Annotated in this window: 16 protein-coding genes and 1 pseudogene; 6 read left to right on the top strand and 11 right to left on the bottom strand. The window is 64.4% G+C overall.

The features are described from left to right. Both HAP54_RS02840 and ettA read right to left on the bottom strand, forming a co-directional pair. On the bottom strand, window positions 1-585 hold the full coding sequence (locus HAP54_RS02840; RefSeq protein WP_166298683.1) for a TIGR00645 family protein: 585 nt from the start codon (window positions 583-585) through the stop codon (window positions 1-3). A gap of 165 nt (window positions 586-750) precedes the next feature. After that, window positions 751-2,400, bottom strand: coding sequence for an energy-dependent translational throttle protein EttA (gene ettA, locus HAP54_RS02845; RefSeq protein ID WP_166298684.1), 1,650 nt, complete (start codon window positions 2,398-2,400; stop codon window positions 751-753). A gap of 273 nt (window positions 2,401-2,673) precedes the next feature. Here ettA and HAP54_RS02850 point away from each other — a divergent pair, with 273 nt between their 5' ends. Continuing rightward, the gene (locus tag HAP54_RS02850) at window positions 2,674-2,925 is read left to right on the top strand and encodes a hypothetical protein (protein ID WP_166298685.1); all 252 of its coding nucleotides are present in this window, start codon (window positions 2,674-2,676) and stop codon (window positions 2,923-2,925) included. A 117-nt stretch (window positions 2,926-3,042) separates the two neighbouring features. Then, the gene (locus tag HAP54_RS02855; RefSeq protein ID WP_166298686.1) at window positions 3,043-4,005 is read left to right on the top strand and encodes a D-2-hydroxyacid dehydrogenase family protein; all 963 of its coding nucleotides are present in this window, start codon (window positions 3,043-3,045) and stop codon (window positions 4,003-4,005) included. Between the two features lie 72 nt (window positions 4,006-4,077). On the opposite strand, the gene HAP54_RS02860 is transcribed toward HAP54_RS02855, so the two are convergent. After that, on the bottom strand, window positions 4,078-5,262 hold the full coding sequence (locus tag HAP54_RS02860; RefSeq protein ID WP_175619355.1) for a L,D-transpeptidase: 1,185 nt from the start codon (window positions 5,260-5,262) through the stop codon (window positions 4,078-4,080). A 333-nt stretch (window positions 5,263-5,595) separates the two neighbouring features. Between HAP54_RS02860 and HAP54_RS02865 the strand changes: the two genes are divergently transcribed. Next, on the top strand, window positions 5,596-6,414 hold the full coding sequence (locus HAP54_RS02865; RefSeq protein ID WP_166298688.1) for a hypothetical protein: 819 nt from the start codon (window positions 5,596-5,598) through the stop codon (window positions 6,412-6,414). Window positions 6,415-6,424: 10 nt separating this feature from the next. On the opposite strand, the gene sseA is transcribed toward HAP54_RS02865, so the two are convergent. The 3 genes from sseA to HAP54_RS02880 all read right to left on the bottom strand — a co-directional run bounded on the left by sseA (window position 6,425) and on the right by HAP54_RS02880 (window position 9,024). Then, complete coding sequence (gene sseA / locus HAP54_RS02870) at window positions 6,425-7,282, bottom strand: 3-mercaptopyruvate sulfurtransferase (protein ID WP_166307336.1); 858 nt, start codon at window positions 7,280-7,282, stop codon at window positions 6,425-6,427. Between the two features lie 98 nt (window positions 7,283-7,380). Continuing rightward, a complete protein-coding gene (locus tag HAP54_RS02875) occupies window positions 7,381-7,794 on the bottom strand; it encodes a rhodanese-like domain-containing protein (RefSeq protein WP_029084034.1) in 414 nt (137 codons plus the stop codon). Between the two features lie 54 nt (window positions 7,795-7,848). After that, window positions 7,849-9,024 (bottom strand): vWA domain-containing protein, encoded by a 1,176-nt coding sequence (locus tag HAP54_RS02880; protein ID WP_166216842.1) that lies wholly within the window; start codon window positions 9,022-9,024, stop codon window positions 7,849-7,851. A gap of 288 nt (window positions 9,025-9,312) precedes the next feature. Between HAP54_RS02880 and HAP54_RS02885 the strand changes: the two genes are divergently transcribed. The 3 genes from HAP54_RS02885 to HAP54_RS02895 all read left to right on the top strand — a co-directional run bounded on the left by HAP54_RS02885 (window position 9,313) and on the right by HAP54_RS02895 (window position 12,087). Then, the gene (locus tag HAP54_RS02885; protein ID WP_166298689.1) at window positions 9,313-9,558 is read left to right on the top strand and encodes a GlsB/YeaQ/YmgE family stress response membrane protein; all 246 of its coding nucleotides are present in this window, start codon (window positions 9,313-9,315) and stop codon (window positions 9,556-9,558) included. A 105-nt stretch (window positions 9,559-9,663) separates the two neighbouring features. Then, on the top strand, window positions 9,664-10,506 hold the full coding sequence (locus HAP54_RS02890) for an AAA family ATPase (protein ID WP_029084031.1): 843 nt from the start codon (window positions 9,664-9,666) through the stop codon (window positions 10,504-10,506). 78 nt (window positions 10,507-10,584) lie between these two features. Then, window positions 10,585-12,087 carry a flavin-containing monooxygenase gene (locus tag HAP54_RS02895; RefSeq protein ID WP_166298690.1) on the top strand — a complete coding sequence of 501 codons (1,503 nt, stop codon included), beginning with the start codon at window positions 10,585-10,587 and terminating at the stop codon, window positions 12,085-12,087. A gap of 170 nt (window positions 12,088-12,257) precedes the next feature. Here the strand turns inward: HAP54_RS02895 and HAP54_RS02900 are convergent, their stop codons facing one another. The 5 genes and pseudogenes from HAP54_RS02900 to HAP54_RS02920 form a co-directional block, all read right to left on the bottom strand. Beyond that, a complete protein-coding gene (locus tag HAP54_RS02900) occupies window positions 12,258-13,901 on the bottom strand; it encodes a GMC family oxidoreductase (RefSeq protein ID WP_166298691.1) in 1,644 nt (547 codons plus the stop codon). Window positions 13,902-13,929: 28 nt separating this feature from the next. Further along, window positions 13,930-14,523, bottom strand: a complete 594-nt coding sequence (locus HAP54_RS02905) for a GNAT family N-acetyltransferase (RefSeq protein ID WP_166298692.1) — start codon at window positions 14,521-14,523, stop codon at window positions 13,930-13,932. Between the two features lie 138 nt (window positions 14,524-14,661). Beyond that, window positions 14,662-15,585, bottom strand: a complete 924-nt coding sequence (locus HAP54_RS02910; protein WP_166298693.1) for an SMP-30/gluconolactonase/LRE family protein — start codon at window positions 15,583-15,585, stop codon at window positions 14,662-14,664. 188 nt (window positions 15,586-15,773) lie between these two features. Beyond that, a pseudogene (locus HAP54_RS02915) lies at window positions 15,774-16,760 on the bottom strand (IS30 family transposase); the annotation flags it as partial. 952 nt (window positions 16,761-17,712) lie between these two features. Beyond that, entirely contained in the window at window positions 17,713-18,597 is an 885-nt protein-coding gene (locus tag HAP54_RS02920) for a 4-(cytidine 5'-diphospho)-2-C-methyl-D-erythritol kinase (RefSeq protein ID WP_166298694.1), read from the bottom strand. Window positions 18,598-18,859: the final 262 nt, after the last annotated feature.

An 18,859-nucleotide genomic window follows, 5' to 3' on the forward strand; every position in this document is an offset into this window, starting at 1 on the left:
CTAGAGCGTGACCTGCTGCTTGGCACCTTCGATCGAGTCGTTCGACAGCTTGTCAACGATGGCGATGCCGATGGCCGACAGGATGAAGACGCAGTGGATGATGGTCTGCCACATCACGCCGGTTTCGGTGTAGTTGCCCTTGCCCGACGACAGCGCGCCGGCCTCGATGAAGGTGCGCAGCAGATGGATCGAGGAGATGCCGATGATCGCCATCGCCAGCTTGATCTTCAGCACGCTGGCGTTGACATGACTGAGCCATTCCGGCTCGTCGGGATGTCCCTGCAGGTTGAGCCGCGACACGAAGGTCTCGTAGCCGCCGACGATCACCATCACCAGAAGGTTCGAGATCATGACGACGTCGATCAGGCCGAGCACGGCCAGCATGATCTGCTGCTCGCTGAAGTCGAAGGCATGGGCGAACAGGTGCCAGAGTTCCTTCAGGAACAGCACGACATAGACGCCCTGGGCGATGATGAGGCCGACATAGAGCGGCAATTGCAGCCAGCGCGATCCGAAGATCAGCATGGGAACGGGACGCAGCGACCGGCCCTTCGCGGGCGCGCGCGCGTCTGAAATAGCGGACATGTTGGAGTGCTCGCGGGATTCGATTTGCGGAACGCTTTATCTACGCAATCCCGCGCCGTTGAAAAGCGACAACTGGCCGCAGATTGCGCCGCGATGCCGTCACGATCCTGCAAACGAAGAGCGGTCGAACGCGGCGCGATGGCCGCGCTCGACCGCTCGAACCGATCAGCGCGTCAGCTTCTTGTATTTCACGCGATGCGGAATGATGCTGTCCTGGCCGAGCCGGCGCATCTTGTCCTTTTCGTAATCCTGGAAATTGCCTTCGAACCATTCGACATGGCTGTCGCCTTCGAAGGCCAGGATGTGGGTCGCGATGCGGTCGAGGAACCAGCGATCATGGCTGATGATGACGGCGCAGCCGGCAAAATCCTCCAGCGCCTCTTCCAGCGCGCGCAGCGTGTCGACGTCGAGGTCGTTGGTCGGTTCGTCGAGCAGCAGCACGTTGGCGCCCGACTTCAGCATCTTGGCAAGATGCACGCGGTTGCGCTCACCGCCGGACAGCGCGCCGACCTTCTTCTGCTGGTCGGCGCCCTTGAAGTTGAACGACGAGCAATAGCCGCGCGAGTTGACTTCCTTCTTGCCGAGCAGGATCAGCTCGTTGTTGCCTGAAATCTCCTCCCACACCGTCTTCTTGCCGTCGAGCGCGTCGCGCGACTGGTCGACATAGCCGAGATGAACGCTTTCGCCGACCGTGATGGAGCCCTTGTCCGGCTCTTCCTGCTTGGTGATCATCCCGAACAGCGTGGTCTTGCCGGCGCCGTTGGCACCGATCACACCGACGATGCCGCCGGGCGGCAGCTTGAAGGTAAGGTCGTCGATCAGCATGCGGTCGCCAAACCCCTTGCTGAGGCCTTCGAAGTCGACGACGTTCTGGCCCAGCCGTTCGGCGACCGGGATCGTGATCTGCGCGGTCTGGGTCTGCTTTTCACTGGCCTGTTTCAGCAGCTCTTCGTAGCGCTGGTAGCGCGCCTTGGACTTGGCCTGACGCGCCTTTGGCGAGGACGCGATCCACTCCTGCTCGCGGGCCAACGTCTTCTGGTGGGCGGCGTCTTCGCGGCCTTCCTGCTCCAGCCGCTTCTGCTTCTGCTGCAGCCAGGACGAATAGTTGCCCTCGTAGGGGATGCCGCGGCCGCGGTCGAGCTCGAGGATCCAGCCGGTGACGTTGTCGAGGAAGTAGCGGTCGTGGGTCACGATCAGGATCGCGCCCGGATAATTCCGTAGATGGCCTTCCAGCCACGACACCGACTCGGCGTCGAGATGGTTGGTCGGTTCGTCGAGCAGCAGCAATTCCGGCTGGTCGAGCAGCAGGCGGCACAGCGCGACGCGGCGGCGCTCACCGCCCGAAAGCTTGGTGACGTCGGCATCGTCGGGCGGGCAGCGCAGCGCGTCCATCGCCTGATCGACCTTGCTGTCGAGATCCCACAGGCCCTGCGCCTCGATCTCGTCCTGCAGTTTGGTCATCTCGTCGGCGGTCTCGTCCGAATAGTTGACGGCGAGCTCGTTGTAGCGGTCGAGGATCGCCTTCTGCTTGGCAACGCCGAGCATGACGTTTTCACGGACGTTGAGCGCGGGATCGAGGTGCGGCTCCTGCTCAAGATAGCCGACGCGGGCGCCCTCGGCGACCCAGGCCTCGCCGTTATATTCCTTGTCGAGGCCGGCCATGATCTTGAGCAGCGTCGACTTGCCCGAGCCGTTGACGCCGAGCACGCCGATCTTGGCGTCCGGGTAGAAGCTCAGATGGACGTTATCGAGCACTTTTCGGGTCGGATAAGCCTTGGTCAGACCCTGCATGCAATAGATGAACTGGCGAGCCATCCGCTGTCCCTGGAATTGATCCGATTTGTGGAAATTTTGCTGCCGCCGATGTAGCGGCCGGCCCCCGAAAGCGCAACCGCGGGTCCTCTGTTTTCCGTCCGTTCACCACGTTTCGTCTGTTCACCACGGGTGACTACGGGTTCGCCACCATGTGTGCGCCCGATCATGACAATTGAAACCATCTTTTAATAAATCAGGCGAAAACTCGTTCTCAACGCCGAAAAATGGCGTTTTTCGCGGCAGAACCGCGAGCAAGACAGCAGAGGCCGCGTCATGGCTACCATCATTTCAGCACCTCTTTCGCGTCCGGCGATCAAGGGCGACGCGACGCCATTCGCCGAATTCCGCGCCTTTTTGCGCGCCTTCGTCGCCAAGGCCTTCAACCCCTACCGGCCGGAACTGCACTATATGCGTGGTCCGGGTCCGGCCTGCCGCGCCAAGCAGATGGCATTGTCGCCGGTGGTCCGGACGATGCTGGCCGACATCCGCTCCACCAAGGCCGAGAGGCCGTCTCGGCCGGTGTGACAATCGCCGCTTTTTGAAACCGCACCCGCTTGCGCGCCTGCCGATTGCGCGCGACCATCAGGGATCCCCGGCGGTTGATGTCCTTGCCGTCGCCCTCACCCTGAATGGATCTCCCCGATGACGCGGCTGCGCTGTGCAATCCTCGACGACTATTTTGACATCGCGCTTTCGGTGGCCGACTGGCCGGCGATCAAGGACCGGGTCGACGTCACCGTGTTCGACAAGCCGTTCACGAGCGAGGCGGATGCCGCAGCGAAGCTGAAGGATTTCGAGATCGTCTGCGCGATGCGCGAACGCACGGCGTTCCCGCGCAGCCTGCTCGATGCGCTGCCCAAGCTCAAGCTCCTGATCACCTCGGGCATGCGCAACGCCGCAATCGACATGGAGGCCGCCAAGGACCGCAAGGTGGTGCTGTGCGGCACGCAATATAGCCGCGATCCCACCGCGCCCCTGACCATGGGCCTGATCCTGGAATTGACGCGCGGCATCGGCCGCGAGAATGCGCGCATGCACGCCGGCGAGCCTTGGCAGACCTTTGCCGGCACCGAGATCGAGGGCAAGACGCTCGGTGTCATCGGCCTCGGCAAGCTCGGCAGCAAGGTCGCCGGCATGGCCATGGCGTTCGGCATGAACGTCATCGCCTGGAGCCCCAACCTCACGCCGGAGAAGTGCAAGGAGGCCGGCGTCGGCTACGCGAGCAAGGACGAGCTGTTCGCGACCGCCGACATCATCACCATCCATGTGGTGCTGAGCCCGCGCTCACGCGGACTGGTCGGCGCCGCCGATCTCGCGCGCATGAAGCCGTCAGCCTATCTCGTCAACACCGCGCGCGGGCCGATCGTCGACGAAGACGCACTCCTTGTCGCTCTCCGTGAGAAGAAGATCGCCGGCGCCGGCATCGACGTGTTCTCGGTCGAGCCGCTGCCGTCAGATCACCCGCTGCGCAAGCTCGACAACGTCGTGATCACGCCGCATCTCGGCTACGCGACGCGCGAGAGCCTGCAGATGCACTATCAGCAGATGGTCGAATGCATCGACGCCTTCACCACGGGCGCCGAGCCGCCGCGGCGACTGGGCTGAGACCAGGCGTTTATCAGCAACAAAAAAGGCGCGCTGTTCGCGCGCCTTTTTCATGATGAATTGCAGATGGGCCTAGCGCACCGTCACCGGCGCGGGCAGCGGCTGCACCGAAGTCGGCTGCGTGCCGGGCAGCGGCGCGGCCTGGGCCTGGGTCGGCGCCATCGGGTTGGCGGGCATCGGCGCGGCGGAGGCCGTCGCTGTTCCCGGGGCGGCACCGCCAGGCAGCACAACCACGCGGGTGCCGACCTTGGTGCGCTCGAACAGGTCCGAGACGTCCTCGTTCAGCATGCCGATGCAGCCCGACGAGACGAACTTGCCAATGGTCGACGGTTGGTTGGTGCCGTGGATGCGATACACCGTCGAGCCGAGATACATCGCGCGAGCGCCGAGCGGATTGCCGGGTCCACCGGCCATGAAGCGCGGCAGATAGGGCTGACGCTCGATCATCTCCGTCGGCGGATGCCAATCCGGCCATTCGGCCTTGCGGGTGATCTTCTGCACGCCGGTCCAGGTGAAACCGTCGCGGCCGACGCGGACGCCATAACGGATCGCCCGGCCATTGCCGAGGATGTAATAGAGGTAGGTGTTCGGCGTATCGACGACGATGGTGCCAGCCGGCTCCTTGGTCGCGAACGCCACTTCCTGCCGACGCAGGTTCGGCGCCAGTTGCGCCGGCCCGTCTTCCGGCTGCTCGTCCGCCGGCAGCGACGCGATCCGCAGCGGCTTGCCATTGGCATCGACCGGCGCCTGCTGCTGCGGCACCGTTCCGGTGACACCGGCGGCACCAACCGCCTCGGGCGGACGCATGCCGTTGCGGTCGTCGCCATAGGCAACGCCGGCGGCCGGAACGCCGTTGTCGCGATAGCCCTGCGGCGGCGCGATTGGCGAGCGATCGCCATAGATCACCGGGGGCGGTCCCATCGGCCGGCCATAGCGCGGATCATCGGGCGACATCACCGGGCCAGTCGGTGCGCCACGGTCGGAATAAACCGGCGGAGCGTTCATCGGGCGGCCATAGCGCGGGTCGTCCGGCGAGATCACCGGGCCGGGCGGCGGCAGCCCAGCCGAATTGCGCGGCGCGTCTTCATCGTCGAGCCCATCGAAGTCCGGCATGCTGCCCTGCGAGTAGGGTTGCGGCGCGGCCGAATAGGCCGGGCCCTGGGGCGCCGGATAACCCTGCTGCGCATGCGCAAGCGAAGTTCCTGCCACGCCGAGAGCCGCGGCAGCGCAAATCGTCAGAATGCGGTTGATCATCATTGCTCTTGTATAGTCCCCAAGCCACACCGGACCGTTAACGGCCCAATGCAGGAAGATAGCGGCGCATTCAAGACAAATCCGCGAAACCCGGGCTGTTTCGGGCCTTTTGTGATGTCGCGTTATCGTTGCGGCAAAGATGTCTCATGGGTCGGTCGGGAATGTTTGTCCACGTGCCCAAAGTCATCAATCACCCGTATTTTGTAACAAACAGTCTCCGGGCGTTGCGATATCCTCGAATCGGCCTGATTCGCGCTCGCGACGCCGGCTTTCTCGTGTGGTCACCGCGTTCCCTCGACATCAAAGACCCTCCCGCAGAAGGGGGAACCCGCGCCCATGCTCCCCGGCCTTCGTTTCCTGTTCGCTGCGATCGTGCTGGCGACGTCGCTTCTGGTGTTCGGGTTAGGTGCGGCCGCGCTGCTGCGCGCCGCACATGAGGAATTCGCCAGCATTCCGGCCCGCCGGGCGCCGCCCGAGCCGCAGTTCGCGCAGCAGCCGGAACCATCACCGGTGCTCGCCATGGTGCGCGTCGAGCCGCCCGCCGCCGAGAAGGTGACGGCCGATATTGCGCCCCCCGCGACCCCGGCCGCGTCCGAACCTGCCACTCCCGCCGAGACCGCGCCTCCGGCCGAGCCGGAGAAGCTCGCCGCCGTGAAAGCGGACGATCCTTCCCCGCCCGCCCCGCCCAAGCCGGAAGCGGCGGCGGTGGAGACGTCAGCGCCAGCGCAATCCGCCGAGACGGCCTCGCAAGCCCCTGCCGCGGATCCTTCGCCGACATCCCAGCCGGCACCCACCGAAGCGGCGCCGGCCAGCACCGAGACCAAGGTCGCCGCAGTGGCCGATCCGCCCGCTGCAACCAGCGAGCCCGCGCCTGCGACACCGACCCCGGCGATGGCTCAGCCCGAGCCGGCACCGCCGCCCTCACCCGAGGCGATCGCGGCCGCGACCAAGATCGCAACGCTGGGTGGACCGGAGGTCGTCGTCGCACAGCCGGCGGCGCCGAAGGCCATTGAGGCGAAGAAGCCGGAGCGCAGCGCGGCCAGCAAGCCGGAGCACCGGAAGCAGCGACGCCGGATTGTCCGCACGCCTCCCGCCCGGCAGGTCGTTCAGCAGCTCGATCCGTTCGGCCAGCCGGTGCCGCTCACCCGGCGTTAGGGATTGGCAATCAGGCAGGTCCGGTCGCGATCGGCGGGCCGCTGGCCTGTCCCCATTCCGACCACGAGCCGTCATAGAGCGCGGTGTCGGTGACGCCGATCCGGTAGAGCGCGAGCGTCAGCACGCCGGCCGAGACGCCCGAGCCGCAGCTCGTTACGATCGGCGCGTCGAGCTTCAAGCCGGCACCGATGAACGACTTGCGCAGCTCGTCGAGCGGCTTCATCTCGCCGGTCGCGGCATCGAACAGATGGTTGTAGGGCACGTTGCGCGCGCCCGGGATGTGGCCGGCGCGAATGCCCGGCCGCGGCTCCGGCGCGCGGCCCTCGAACCGATCGGCGGCGCGCGCATCGATCACCTGCTCGGCACGGCTTTCGACATTGGCGATCATCTGCTCGATGCTGCGCACGCGCTTCGGATCATAGCTGGCCGTGAAGGTCGCAGGCTTCGGCTTCACCTCACCGCTCTCGACCGCCCTGCCCTCGGCGCGCCATTTCTTCAGACCGCCGTTGAGAATGCGCACGTTGCGATGGCCATAGGACAGGAACATCCACCAGGCGCGCGGCGCGGCGACCCAGCCGCCGGCGTCATAGATCACGACGGTGTCGGCATTACTGACACCGAGCGCGCCGATGTCGCGGCCGAACTGCTCGGCGCTCGGAAACATGTGCGGCAGCGGATTTGAATGGTCGGACACCGCGTCGACGTCGAAGAACACCGCGCCCGGCAGATGTGCGGCGAGATAATCGTCCTTCGGCAGCGGCAGCACGCCGGGCAGCTTGAAGGTCGCGTCAAGCACCTTGACGTTGGCATCGCCGAGATGCGCAGCCAGCCATTCGGTCGAAACGAGCGGATCGTCGGTGGTCGTCATCTTGCATTTCTCTCCATCGTCATTGCCGGACTTGATCCGGCAATCCATCTTCCTTTTGAAACGATGGACACGCGGGTCAAGCCCGCGTGTGACATCCACTAGCCCTTCTTCTTCGGCTCCCACGCCTCGATCGGCCCGCCGGCTTCGCGCCAGGCGGCGAAGCCGCCGCCCATATGCGCGACCGGATTCAGACCCATGTCTTTCGCGGTCTTGGCGGCGAGCGCCGAGCGCAGGCCGCCGGCGCAGTGGAAGATGAACTTCTTGTCTTCCTGGAAGATCGGTTTGGCGTAGGGGCTGTTCGGATCGATCCAGAACTCCAGCATGCCGCGGGTGCAGGAGAACGCGCCGGGGATCTTGCCGTCGCGTTCGATCTCGCGGGGATCGCGGATGTCGACAATCACGACGTCGTTCTTGCCGATCAGCGTGATCGCATCGGCCGCGCTGATGGTCTCGATCTCGGCATTGGCCTCGTCGATCATCACCTTGATGCCGCGGTGGATGTTCTGGGGCATGGCGCTCTCCCTGACGTTATTGGCGCGCCCACAGGCGCGCGACGCATTGCGCGTTTACCGCACCAGCTCCCGCATCGCATGCTCCAGACCCTCGATCGTGATCGGATACATGCGCTCGGAGAACAGGCGGCGGATGATGGTGGTCGATTCCGAATAGTCCCAGTGCTTCTGCGCCACCGGATTGAGCCACACCGCGTGTGGATAGGTGCGGGTGATGCGGTCGAGCCAGACCGAACCGGCCTCCTCGTTGACATGCTCGACCGAGCCGCCGGGAACCATAATCTCGTACGGCGACATCGAGGCGTCGCCGACGAACACCACCTTGTAGTCGTGCGGATACTTATGCAGCACGTCCCAGGTCGGCGTGCGATCGGTGAAGCGCCGCTTGTTCTGCTTCCAGACGCCTTCATAGAGGCAGTTGTGGAAGTAGAAATATTCCATGTGCTTGAATTCGCTCTTGGCGGCCGAGAACAGTTCCTCGACCTGCTCGATATGCGAATCCATCGAGCCGCCGATATCGAAGAACACCAGCACCTTGACCGCGTTGCGCCGCTCGGGCCGCATGTGCACGTCGAGGTAGCCGTGGTTGGCGGTCTCCTTGATCGTGGTGTCGAGGTCGAGCTCGTCGGGCGCGCCGGTGCGGGCGAACTTGCGTAAGCGCCGCAGCGCGACCTTGATGTTGCGGATGCCGAGCTCGACATTGCCGTCGAGATCCTTGAACTCGCGCTTGTCCCACACCTTCACGGCGCGGTTGTTGCGGTTCTTCTCCTGCCCGATGCGGACGCCTTCGGGATTGTAGCCATGGGCACCGAACGGCGAGGTGCCGGCGGTGCCGATCCACTTGCTGCCGCCCTGGTGGCGGCCCTTCTGTTCCTCGAGCCGCTTCTTCAAGGTCTCCATGAGCTTGTCCCAGCCCATGGCCTCGATCTGCTTCTTCTCTTCCTCGGTGAGATATTTCTCCGCGAGCTTCTTCAGCCACTCCTCGGGGATCTCCGCCTTGCCCATGGCGTCGAGCAGGCTCTCGAGCCCCTTGAACACGGTGCCGAACACGCGGTCGAACTTGTCGAGATTGCGCTCGTCCTTCACCAGGGCGGCGCGCGACAAATAGTAGAAGTTCTCGACCGTCTGTTCGGCGAGATCGGCGTCGAGCGCTTCCATCAAGGTCAGATATTCCCGTAGCGTCACGGGGACCTGGGCGTCGCGCAGCGATGTGAAGAACTGCAGGAACATACTTACCTAGATCGCCCGCTGGACCGGTGACGTCAAGGGGCACAGCCATGCCGGGACCGGCGATCCGCTTTGATCTGGCCGCCTGCAGCCATATCTTGCCGGGGGCACCCCAACGACGTCGCCGCCGCGCATCTGTGCCGCAGTCATTCCGCAGGGCGGAAACATGATGCTCGACATTCCATGCGCCCGGTGCCGTTCAGGGTACCGCTGCGCTGCGGAATCCGCCCTAGACCGTCCGGCTTTTTCAATTACAATTGCGCCTGACAAGACATTGGGCAGGACGTTTGAATGGGCATCATTGCGGCACTGGTGATCGGTGCGATTGCCGGCTGGCTCGCTGGGCTGATCGTGCGCGGCGCGGGCTTCGGGCTGATCGGCAACATCGTTGTCGGCATCACCGGCGCGCTGGTGGCGAGCTGGCTGTTGCCGCAACTCGGCATCAGCCTCGGCGGCAGCGCGATCCGCGACATCGTCAACGCGACCATCGGCGCGGTGGTCGTGCTGGTGATCGTGTCGCTGATCAGACGCGCGTGACCAGAAAATTTGCATTCCCAACGGCCGCTGCGAGAGCGGTCGTTTCATGTTGAGGCCCAAGTGGCGGCCCATGCGGCCGACGAACCAAGCAAGGCAAAGAGATCGATGAAATTCACGGGTACCAAGGACTACGTCGCCACCGATGACCTCAAGGTCGCCGTCAATGCCGCCATCGTGCTCGAGCGCCCGCTGCTGGTGAAGGGCGAGCCCGGCACCGGCAAGACCGTGCTGGCCGAGGAAGTCGCCAAGGCGATCGACGCGCCGCTTTTGACCTGGCACATCAAGTCGACCACCAAGGCGCAGCAGGGCCTCTACGAATATGATGCAGTCTCGCGCCTGCGCGACAGCCAACTCGGCGACGCCCGCGTGTCCGACATCAAGAACTACATCAAGCGCGGCAAATTGTGGGAGGCCTTCACCCACGGGAAGCGCCCGGTGCTCCTGATCGACGAGATCGACAAGGCCGACATCGAATTCCCCAACGACCTCTTGCTCGAGCTCGACCGGATGGAATTCCACGTCTACGAGACCGGCGAGACCATCAAGGCGAAGCTGCGCCCGATCGTGATGATCACGTCGAACAACGAGAAGGAACTGCCGGACGCCTTCCTGCGCCGCTGCTTCTTCCACTACATCAAGTTCCCCGACGCCGACACGATGGGCAGGATCGTCGACGTGCACTTCCCCAACATCAAGAAGCGGCTGGTGGAAGAGGCGCTGCGGATCTTCTTCGAGGTCCGCGAGGTGCCGGGCCTGAAGAAGAAGCCCTCGACCTCCGAGCTGCTCGACTGGCTCAAGCTGCTGCTGAACGAGGACATCACACCGGAGATGCTCAGGGAGCGCGACCCGCGCAAGCTGATCCCGCCGCTGCACGGCGCGCTGCTCAAGAACGAACAGGACGTGCATTTGTTCGAGCGGCTGGCGTTCCTCAGCCGCCGCGAAGTCTAGTTCCGATATCGGCAGGCGCCGGGGCATTCGCTCCGGCGTTTTGCTTCCACAGCTCAAACAAAAAGAAGACCAGGGAAGATGAACGTCCAGACCCAAATCCGCGCTGCCGAGCCTGTCACGACCGAGCATTTCGACGTCCTGATCGCAGGCGCCGGCATCTCTGGCGTCGGCGCCGCCTATCACCTCACCACGCAATGCAAGGGCACCAGCTTCGTGGTGCTGGAGACGCAGAAGACCTTTGGCGGCACCTGGTCCACCCACCGCTATCCCGGCATCCGCTCCGACAGCGACCTGCACACTTTCGGCTATCGCTTCAAGCCGTGGACCAGCGCGCCGATCGCCAGCGCGGCCGAAATCCTGAAATACATGGGCGAGGTGATCGAGGAGAACGACCTCGCCCGCCACATCCGCTACCGCCACACCATCACCGCGGCGAAGTGGTCGAACGAGACCAATCTCTGGACCGTCGATGCGACGCGTATCGACACCGGCGAAAGGCTGCGCTTCACCACCAACTTCTTCTGGATGTGCCAGGGCTATTACAGCCACACCGAGGGCTACACCCCCGAATGGACCGACATGGCGAAGTTCAAGGGTCCGATCATCCATCCCCAGACCTGGCCCGATGACCTCGACTACAAGGGCAAGCGCGTGGTCGTGATCGGCTCCGGCGCCACCGCCGCGACGTTGATCCCGGCGATGGCCAAGGATGCGGGCCATGTCACCATGCTGCAGCGTTCGCCGACCTATTTCCGCACCGGCCGCAACGCGATCGAGATCGCCGAGGAACTGCGCAAGCTGCAGGTCGACGAGAGCTGGGTCCACGAGATCACTCGCCGCAAGATCCTGCTCGACCAGGACACCTTTACCCGCAAGACCTTTGCGGAGCCCGAGGCTGCCAAGAAGGACCTGCTGTCGGCTGTGGAAGCCTATCTCGGCAAGGACTACGACATCGCCACCCACTTCACGCCGCGCTACCGGCCGTGGCGGCAGCGCATCGCCTTCATTCCGGACGGCGACCTGTTCCAAGCCATCAAGGGCGGCAAGGCCTCCGTCGTCACCGACGAGATCGACCGCTTCACCGAGAACGGCATCCTGCTCAAGTCCGGCAAGGAGCTCGAGGCCGACATCATCATCACCGCGACCGGCTTCCACCTCTCCGCCAATGGCGGCATCGACTTCGAGATCGACGGCAAGCCGCTCGAGTTCAAGGACACCGTGACCTATCGCGGCATGATGTTCACCGGCGTGCCGAACCTGGTCTGGGTGTTCGGCTATTTCCGCGCGAGCTGGACCTTGCGCGTCGACCTGGTCGCCGACTTCGTCTGCCGCCTGCTGCAGCACATGAAGGCGACCGGGGCCAACAAGGTGACGCCGGCGCTGCGCCCCGAAGACCACAACATGCCGCTCTTGCCGTGGATCGATCCGGAGAACTTCAACCCCGGCTACATGATGCGCGGCATGCACCTGTTGCCGAAGCGCGGCGACAAGCCGGAATGGCAGCACAACCAGGACTACTGGGCCGAGAAGGACGAATTCCCGGCGATCGATCTCGAGGACAAGGCGTTCGTCTACGGCTGAGCTCCTTCCTGCTTGTTCCGTCATCCTGAGGTGCCCGCGAAGCGGGCCTCGAAGGATGCACGGCCACCAGCGGGGCCGTCGACCCTTCGAGACGCCGCTTCGCGGCTCCTCAGGGTGACGATGTGAGAAAGAGCGCGCTGATCAAGAAAGATCATCGCACCTCTCCTTCCTCACGCATACTTCGGCAGTTTCGCGGCCACCTCGGGGGTCTTGCCGCGGATCATGTCGGAGGCCTTGTCGGCGATCATCAAGGTCGAGGCGTTGAGGTTGGCGGAGATCATGCGCGGCATGATCGAGGCGTCGATCACGCGCAGGCCCTCCATGCCGTGGACCCGGAGTTGGTCGTCGACCACGGCCCATGGCGCGTCCGCCGGTCCCATCCGGCAGGTGCAGCCGGGATGGAAGGTGGTGGTGCCGCGCTGGGTCGCGGCCGCGAGCAGTTCGTCGTCGCTCGTGACCTTGGGACCCGGAAAATCCTCATAGGCGTAGTACGACGCGAGCGGCTCGGAGGCGAGCAGCCGGCGCGCCAGCTTCATGCCGGCGACGACGACGCGGCGGTCGATCTCCTCGGCGAGATAGTTGGTCTGGATGATCGGCGGTGCGAACGGATCGGCCGAGCGGATCCGGACATAGCCGCGGCTCTCCGGCCGCTGCTGCCATGACGCCACGGTCATGCCGGGCTCGTCCTCGAGCTGGCCCTGCACGCCTTCCTTGTAGCTCGCCGGCGTGAAGGTGAGCTGCAAATCGGAGCTCTCGGTGGTCTCGCCGGAATGCCAGAAGCAGTAGACCATGGTCGGCGACAGCGACAGCAGCCCGCGCCGCGTCGTCGCCCATTTGATTGCTTCGCCCCACAGGCTGAAACCGCGGCGCATTTCGTTGATGGTCCGGATATTCTTGACCCGTGCCACCGAGCGCGGCGCGTAGTGATCCTGCAGGCCTTCGCCGACACCCGGCAGTGCGTGCCGCACCTCGATGCCGTGCGCCTGCAACAGCTCGGGCGAACCGACCCCGGAGAGCTGCAACAGCTGCGGCGAGTTGTAGGCGCCGCCGGAGAGGATGACCTCCTTGGTGGCGCGGATCTCGAGCGGATCGCCGTATTTGCCGCCGCGGTTGTAGTGCACGCCGACCGCGCGCTTGCCCTCGAAGATGATCCCGGTGACGTGCGCATGGGTGCGCACGTCGACATTCGGCCGCTTCCGCGCCGGATGCAGGAATGCGGTGGCGGCGCTGACCCTGCGGCCGTTCAGGATGGTGCGCTGACAGTACGACACGCCCTCCTGGATCTGGCCGTTGTAGTCAGGGTTGCGCGGAATCCCGAGGCTGACCGCGCCGGCCATGAAGGCCTCGCAGAGCGGGTCCTGCCAGTCCATGGTGGTGACCGTGAGGTTGCCGTCGCGGCCGCGATAGGTATCGTCGCCCTCGCCGATCCTTCGCTCCATGCGCCGGAAATACGGCAGCACGTCGGGATAGCCCCAGCCGCGATTGCCGAGCTGCGCCCAGGTGTCGAAGTCCTGGCGCTGGCCGCGGTTGTAGATGTGGCCGTTGATCGAGGACGAGCCGCCGAGCGTCTTGCCGCGCGGCGCATAGATGCTGCGGCCGCCGGTGCAAGGACCCACCTCCTGCTGGTAGGCCCAGTTCACGCTCTTCATGTGGAAGGTCTTGATGAAGCCGGCCGGCAGATGGATGTAGGGATGCCAGTCGCTCGGTCCCGCCTCGAGCACGCAGACCCTCGTGCCCGCATCTTCACTCAACCGGTTGGTCAGCACGCTCCCGGCGGAGCCTGCGCCGATGATCACATAATCGAACGTTTCCATCGTCTCGCTTCTGGCGCCGACTGCGGTCTCAGCGCGGTTTTTCGTTGAGTTGATAGTTGAGATGGGCCTTCACCGTCGGCCATTCGCTGGCGATGATGCTGTAAACCACGGTATCGCGCAACGTGCCGTTGGGCGCGATCTGATGGCTGCGCAGGATGCCGTCCTGCTTGGCGCCGAGACGCTCGATGCCGCGCCGGCTCTGGTGATTGAAGAAGTGCGTGCGGAACTCGACCGCGATGCAATCGAGCTTCTCGAAGGCATGTTGCAGCAGCAGCAGCTTGCACTGCGTGTTGACCGCGCTGCGCTGCACACGCTTGGCGTACCAGGTCGAGCCGATCTCGACGCGGCGGTTCGGCGTGTCGACATTCATGTAGGTCGTCATGCCGGAAATCTTGCCGTCGGCCTCGAACACCGTGAACGGCAGCATGGTGCCCGCGGTCTGCAGGCCGAGCCGGCGGTCGATCTCCTTCGTCATGTTCTCCGGCTGCGGAATCGCGGTGTACCAGAGGTTCGAGAGACCGCCGTCTTTCACGGCTTCCGTCAGTCCATCGACGTGAGCGTGCGACAGCGGTTCAAGCCGCGCATGCGTGCCGCGAAGGGTGACAGGTTCAAGCCAGGGCATATTAGCAACTCCATCCTTTGTCATTCCGGGGCGATGCGCAGCATCGAACCCGGAATCTCGAGATCCCCGATGCGCAATTGCGCATCTGTGGTTCATCGCTGCGCGATGCCCCGGGATGACGATTGCGCTTTTGCGCAATCATGACAGAAAATTCAGCGGCAATCCCGGCCGCGGCCAGTCCATCGCGATCAGCTCGCCCTTGCCCGACAGCGTGATGTACGCGGTCTTCAGATCGGGGCCGCCGAAGGCGATGTTGGTGGTGACGCGATCGCCGGTCGGCACCTGCTCGACCACGGTGCCATCGGGCGCGATCACCGAGATGCAGCCCGAGACCAGCGTCGCGACACAGACATTGCCTGATGCTTCCACCGCGAGCGAGTCGAACATCTGATAGCCGCCGAGGCCCGCGATCGGCTTGCCGCGCTCGCCGCGATAGATGATGTCGCGCGGCTTGACGGTGCCGGGCTCGGACACCTCATAGGCCCACAGCCGCGCAGTCGGCGTCTCCGCGATGTAGACGGTCTTCTCGTCCGGCGACAGGCCGATGCCGTTGGCCGGCAGGATGCCGTGCACGGCCTCGACGATCTCGTTCATGCCGGGCTTCAGATAGTAGAACGCGCCGACATCCATGTCGCGGGCGCGGCGCTTGCCGAGATCGGAGAACCACAGGCCGCCCTGCCTGTCGAACACCAGATCGTTCGGGCCGCGCAGCTCATGCTCGCCGCATTTCGTCACCACGGTCTCGACCTTGCCGGATTGCAGATCGACGCGCTGGATCGAGCCGCCGAGATAATCCTCGGGCTGCGGACCCGGCATGATCATGTTCTTGGTCGGGATCCAGGAGAAGCCGCCATTGTTGCAGATGTACATCTTGCCGTCGGGACCGAGCGCGGCACCGTTCGGGCCGCCCGGCACCTTGGCGACGATCTCCTTGCGCCCGTCGGGATAGACTCGCGTCAGCCGCTGGCCGCGGATTTCGACCAGCACGACCGAACCGTCCGGCATGACGACCGGACCTTCGGGAAACTCCAGATCGGTGGCGAGAACTCGGATATTGGCCATGGCATCCTCCCGGCTCTTGGGCTGCAGGCGGACTCCGAACGGCCCCGCACGCGCAACGTTGTTGTTCATCCTGTTATGGCAAAGTGGGTTTGGCTTGCCAAGCAATCAGCGGCGCAACGCTGCCCGGCGTTGAGGTGGCGGGCTCCATCATGACCACACCAACGGCGTCGTCCTGGCGAAAGCCAGGAGGTGGATTCACACTCGAAGTGCAACACTTGGGAGAAGGCCTCGGCGGGAGTTTGGAAGTCAAGAGATTTGCGCGGGGTGTTGTTGTAGGCGTTGAAGGACTGATGGAAGCGGCGGGTCGGGAGGGTTGCGAGGTCGGTTTTGCGCGGGATGAAGCGCCGCATTCGACCGATCGCATTATCGATGCCGCCCTTCTGCCAGGGCGCGTGCGGATCGCAGAAGAAGGTCTCGATCGCGAGGCGGTGCAGCGCCGTGTGGCAGGCGAACTCGGTGCCATTGTCGAAGGTGACGGTCTGGCACAGGTCCTGTGGCAGGGATGCGAACAAGCGAACGAGATGACGGGCGACCCCGCGCGCAACCTTGCTGGCGAGGCGGATGCCGAGCAGCAGGCGCGAGGTGCGCTCATGCACAGTCAGGACGGCCTGACCGTATTTGGAGAACATCATCAGGTCGGCTTCCCAATGACCGGGAGTGCTGCGATCGGCGGCCTCGATAGGCCGTTGATCCAAGGAAACACGGCCTTCGATGAAGCTTGCGGGGCTGCCGCCCTTCTTGCCGCGGTAACCGCGCTTGCTCTTGCCGCGTGGCAGATAACGCCGCCAGCTGAAGTCCGAGGTGCGTCGGATCTGGGCGTAGATGAAGCGGTAGATGGTCTCGTGGGAGATCACCTTGCGGCCGTGTTCGCGGGCCAGCCGGCCGGCGACCTGCTCGGGCGACCAGCCCCGACCCAGGCGTTCCAACACCGCACGGCGCAGGCCGGGCTCCCGTTCGAGGCGTACGCCCGTCCAGCGCCGTGCTCGCATCTGTTGCTGGGCATAGCTGGGTTTGTAGCCGACCTGGACGCCTCGATTGCGGGTCAGCTCCCGAGAGATCGTTGATGGCGAGCGATCCAGAGCTGCCGCGATTTGCCGGACCGAGCTGCCATTGGCCGAAAGCCGGGCAATCTCGCATCGCTCGTCCAGGGATAGCTGCTCGTAACTCCGCCCCATCGCAACACCTCCTCAAGGAAGTGTTGCACTTCGTTTGTGAACTCAGGGGACCCATACCAACCGAATTTGATGATGAACGGGATCGTTGCCCCGGCATCGCGCAGCAATTCTCATTTGGGGCAATGGGTCCTGGCTTTCGCCAGGACGACGATGAAGATGGCTCTCGATTCATCCTGCCAAACAGCTTGTTCGGCGTCATCACCCGCGCATGCGGGTGATCCAGTATTCCAGAGACGCCAGTGCTTGAGCCGAGAGGCCGCGGCGTACTGGATCGCCCGGTCGAGCCGGGCGATGACAGGGGCGGATGGGGACGCAGCTTCATATTCTCGCGACATGATTTGCCCGAGCTTTGCTCTTTCGTTCCCCCCTCTCTCGATCAGAGGGCGCAGGGAAAGCCGGGTGCCGATTGCACCCATGGGTCCCGTGCAACAAAAAGCACGGGAGGTAGGACCACAGGTGTAACCGGAAACATCCCGGCTTTCCCTGCGCGACGGGTTACGGCTTACTTCGCGCTCTCCCCGGTGAGACTGGGCTTGTTTGTTACCGCCTTCCCTGAGAAGCGCTAGCTTCTTTAGGAGGGGACACCGGCCGCTAGGGCGTCAGGACCACGCGACTTCGCCGTCCGCATCCGTCACACTCGTCAGTCGTGACGTCAGCGTCCACCGCATCTCACACCGCGTTCGTGACGATCGCGAAGCGCACCCTCGATCGGGTGAGACGGGCAATTCATACATGGAGTTTAATTTCTGATAAAGAGAAATATTTTCGCGCGCGAGGATTGACAGGTTTTACTGAGTTGCCCGTCGGGTTGTTTTGTCGCACCCCAGCCGTCATTCCGGGGCTCGCGAAGCGAGAGCCCGGAATCCATCAGGCAACATCACGGGTGGCAAAATGGATTCCGGGCTCGCGCCAAGAGGCGCGCCCCGGAATGACGATGGAGAGACGGCGCGCGCTAGCTCAGCGCGCCCGCGTGCACCCACCAGCGGGGGTGATCGGCGCGGAGCTTTTCGCCGGCGGCCTCGGCGTCGGCGTCGGTTTCGAAGATCGCAAAGCAGGTCGCGCCGGAGCCCGACATGCGGGCGAGACGAACGGCCTTCGCCGCGCGCAAGGCGGACAGCACCTCGCTGATGACGGGCTCGATCCGCGTGGCGGGGGCTTCGAGATCGTTGGTGCCGCGCTTGAGCGCCGCGATCCAGTCGTCGACCGCGTGGCCCTCCGGCCAGGACGGCGCCTGCATCATGACGTCGGTGGCGCCGATCAGGAGCTCGCCGCTGCGCAGGCCGAGCGCGTTGAAGACGTCCCTGGTCGCAACCGGCACGCGCGGATTGACCAGCACGCAGGGCATTTTCGGCAGGTCGAGCGGCAGCAGCCCTTCGCCGACGCCGGTCATGTCGCAGGCGCGCGAGGCGACGCAGACCGGCACGTCGGCGCCGGTCTGCAGCGCGACCGCCATGATCCTGCTATCGTCGAGCGAGAGCTCGTTGAGCCGCGCCAGGAGCCGCAGCGCGGCCGCGGCATCCGCCGAGCCGCCGCCGATGCCGGCCGCCACCGGCAGCACCTTCTCCAGTGTGAAGTGGCCGACCTTGAGGTCGACGACCTGCTCGCCGAGCAGGCGCGCCGCCTTGAGCACCAGATTGTCTGACGTATCGCCGCAGGCATCGGCGAGCGGTCCTGACATCTCCAGCGACAGCCCGGAGCCCGGCTCGAGCGTGAGACGATCGGCGCAATCGGCGAACGCGACGACGCTCTCCAGGTCGTGAAACCCATCGACGCGCCGCCCGACAACCTTCAGCGTCAGGTTGACCTTGGCACGCCCTTCTTCAATCAACGCCGGCACGGCGATAAACCCCTAAAGAAACAAAGATCGTGATGCGATTAGCGTAAATCGCACCACGATCCTATCCCTTTGTTGGCGCGGAAATTCCGGGTCTGGGACACGCCTGAGACACTCTTACCGTCATTCCGGGGCGATGCGCAGCATCGAACCCGGAATCTCGAGATTCCGGGCTCGCCCTTCGGGCGCCCCGGAATGACGGAGTGAAGAGGCGAAAATGCCCGGGACAAGCCCGGGCATGACGTCTCAATTGGCAATGCACGCT

This window comes from Bradyrhizobium sp. 2S1 (assembly GCF_011516625.5).
GTDB lineage: Bacteria > Pseudomonadota > Alphaproteobacteria > Rhizobiales > Xanthobacteraceae > Bradyrhizobium > Bradyrhizobium septentrionale.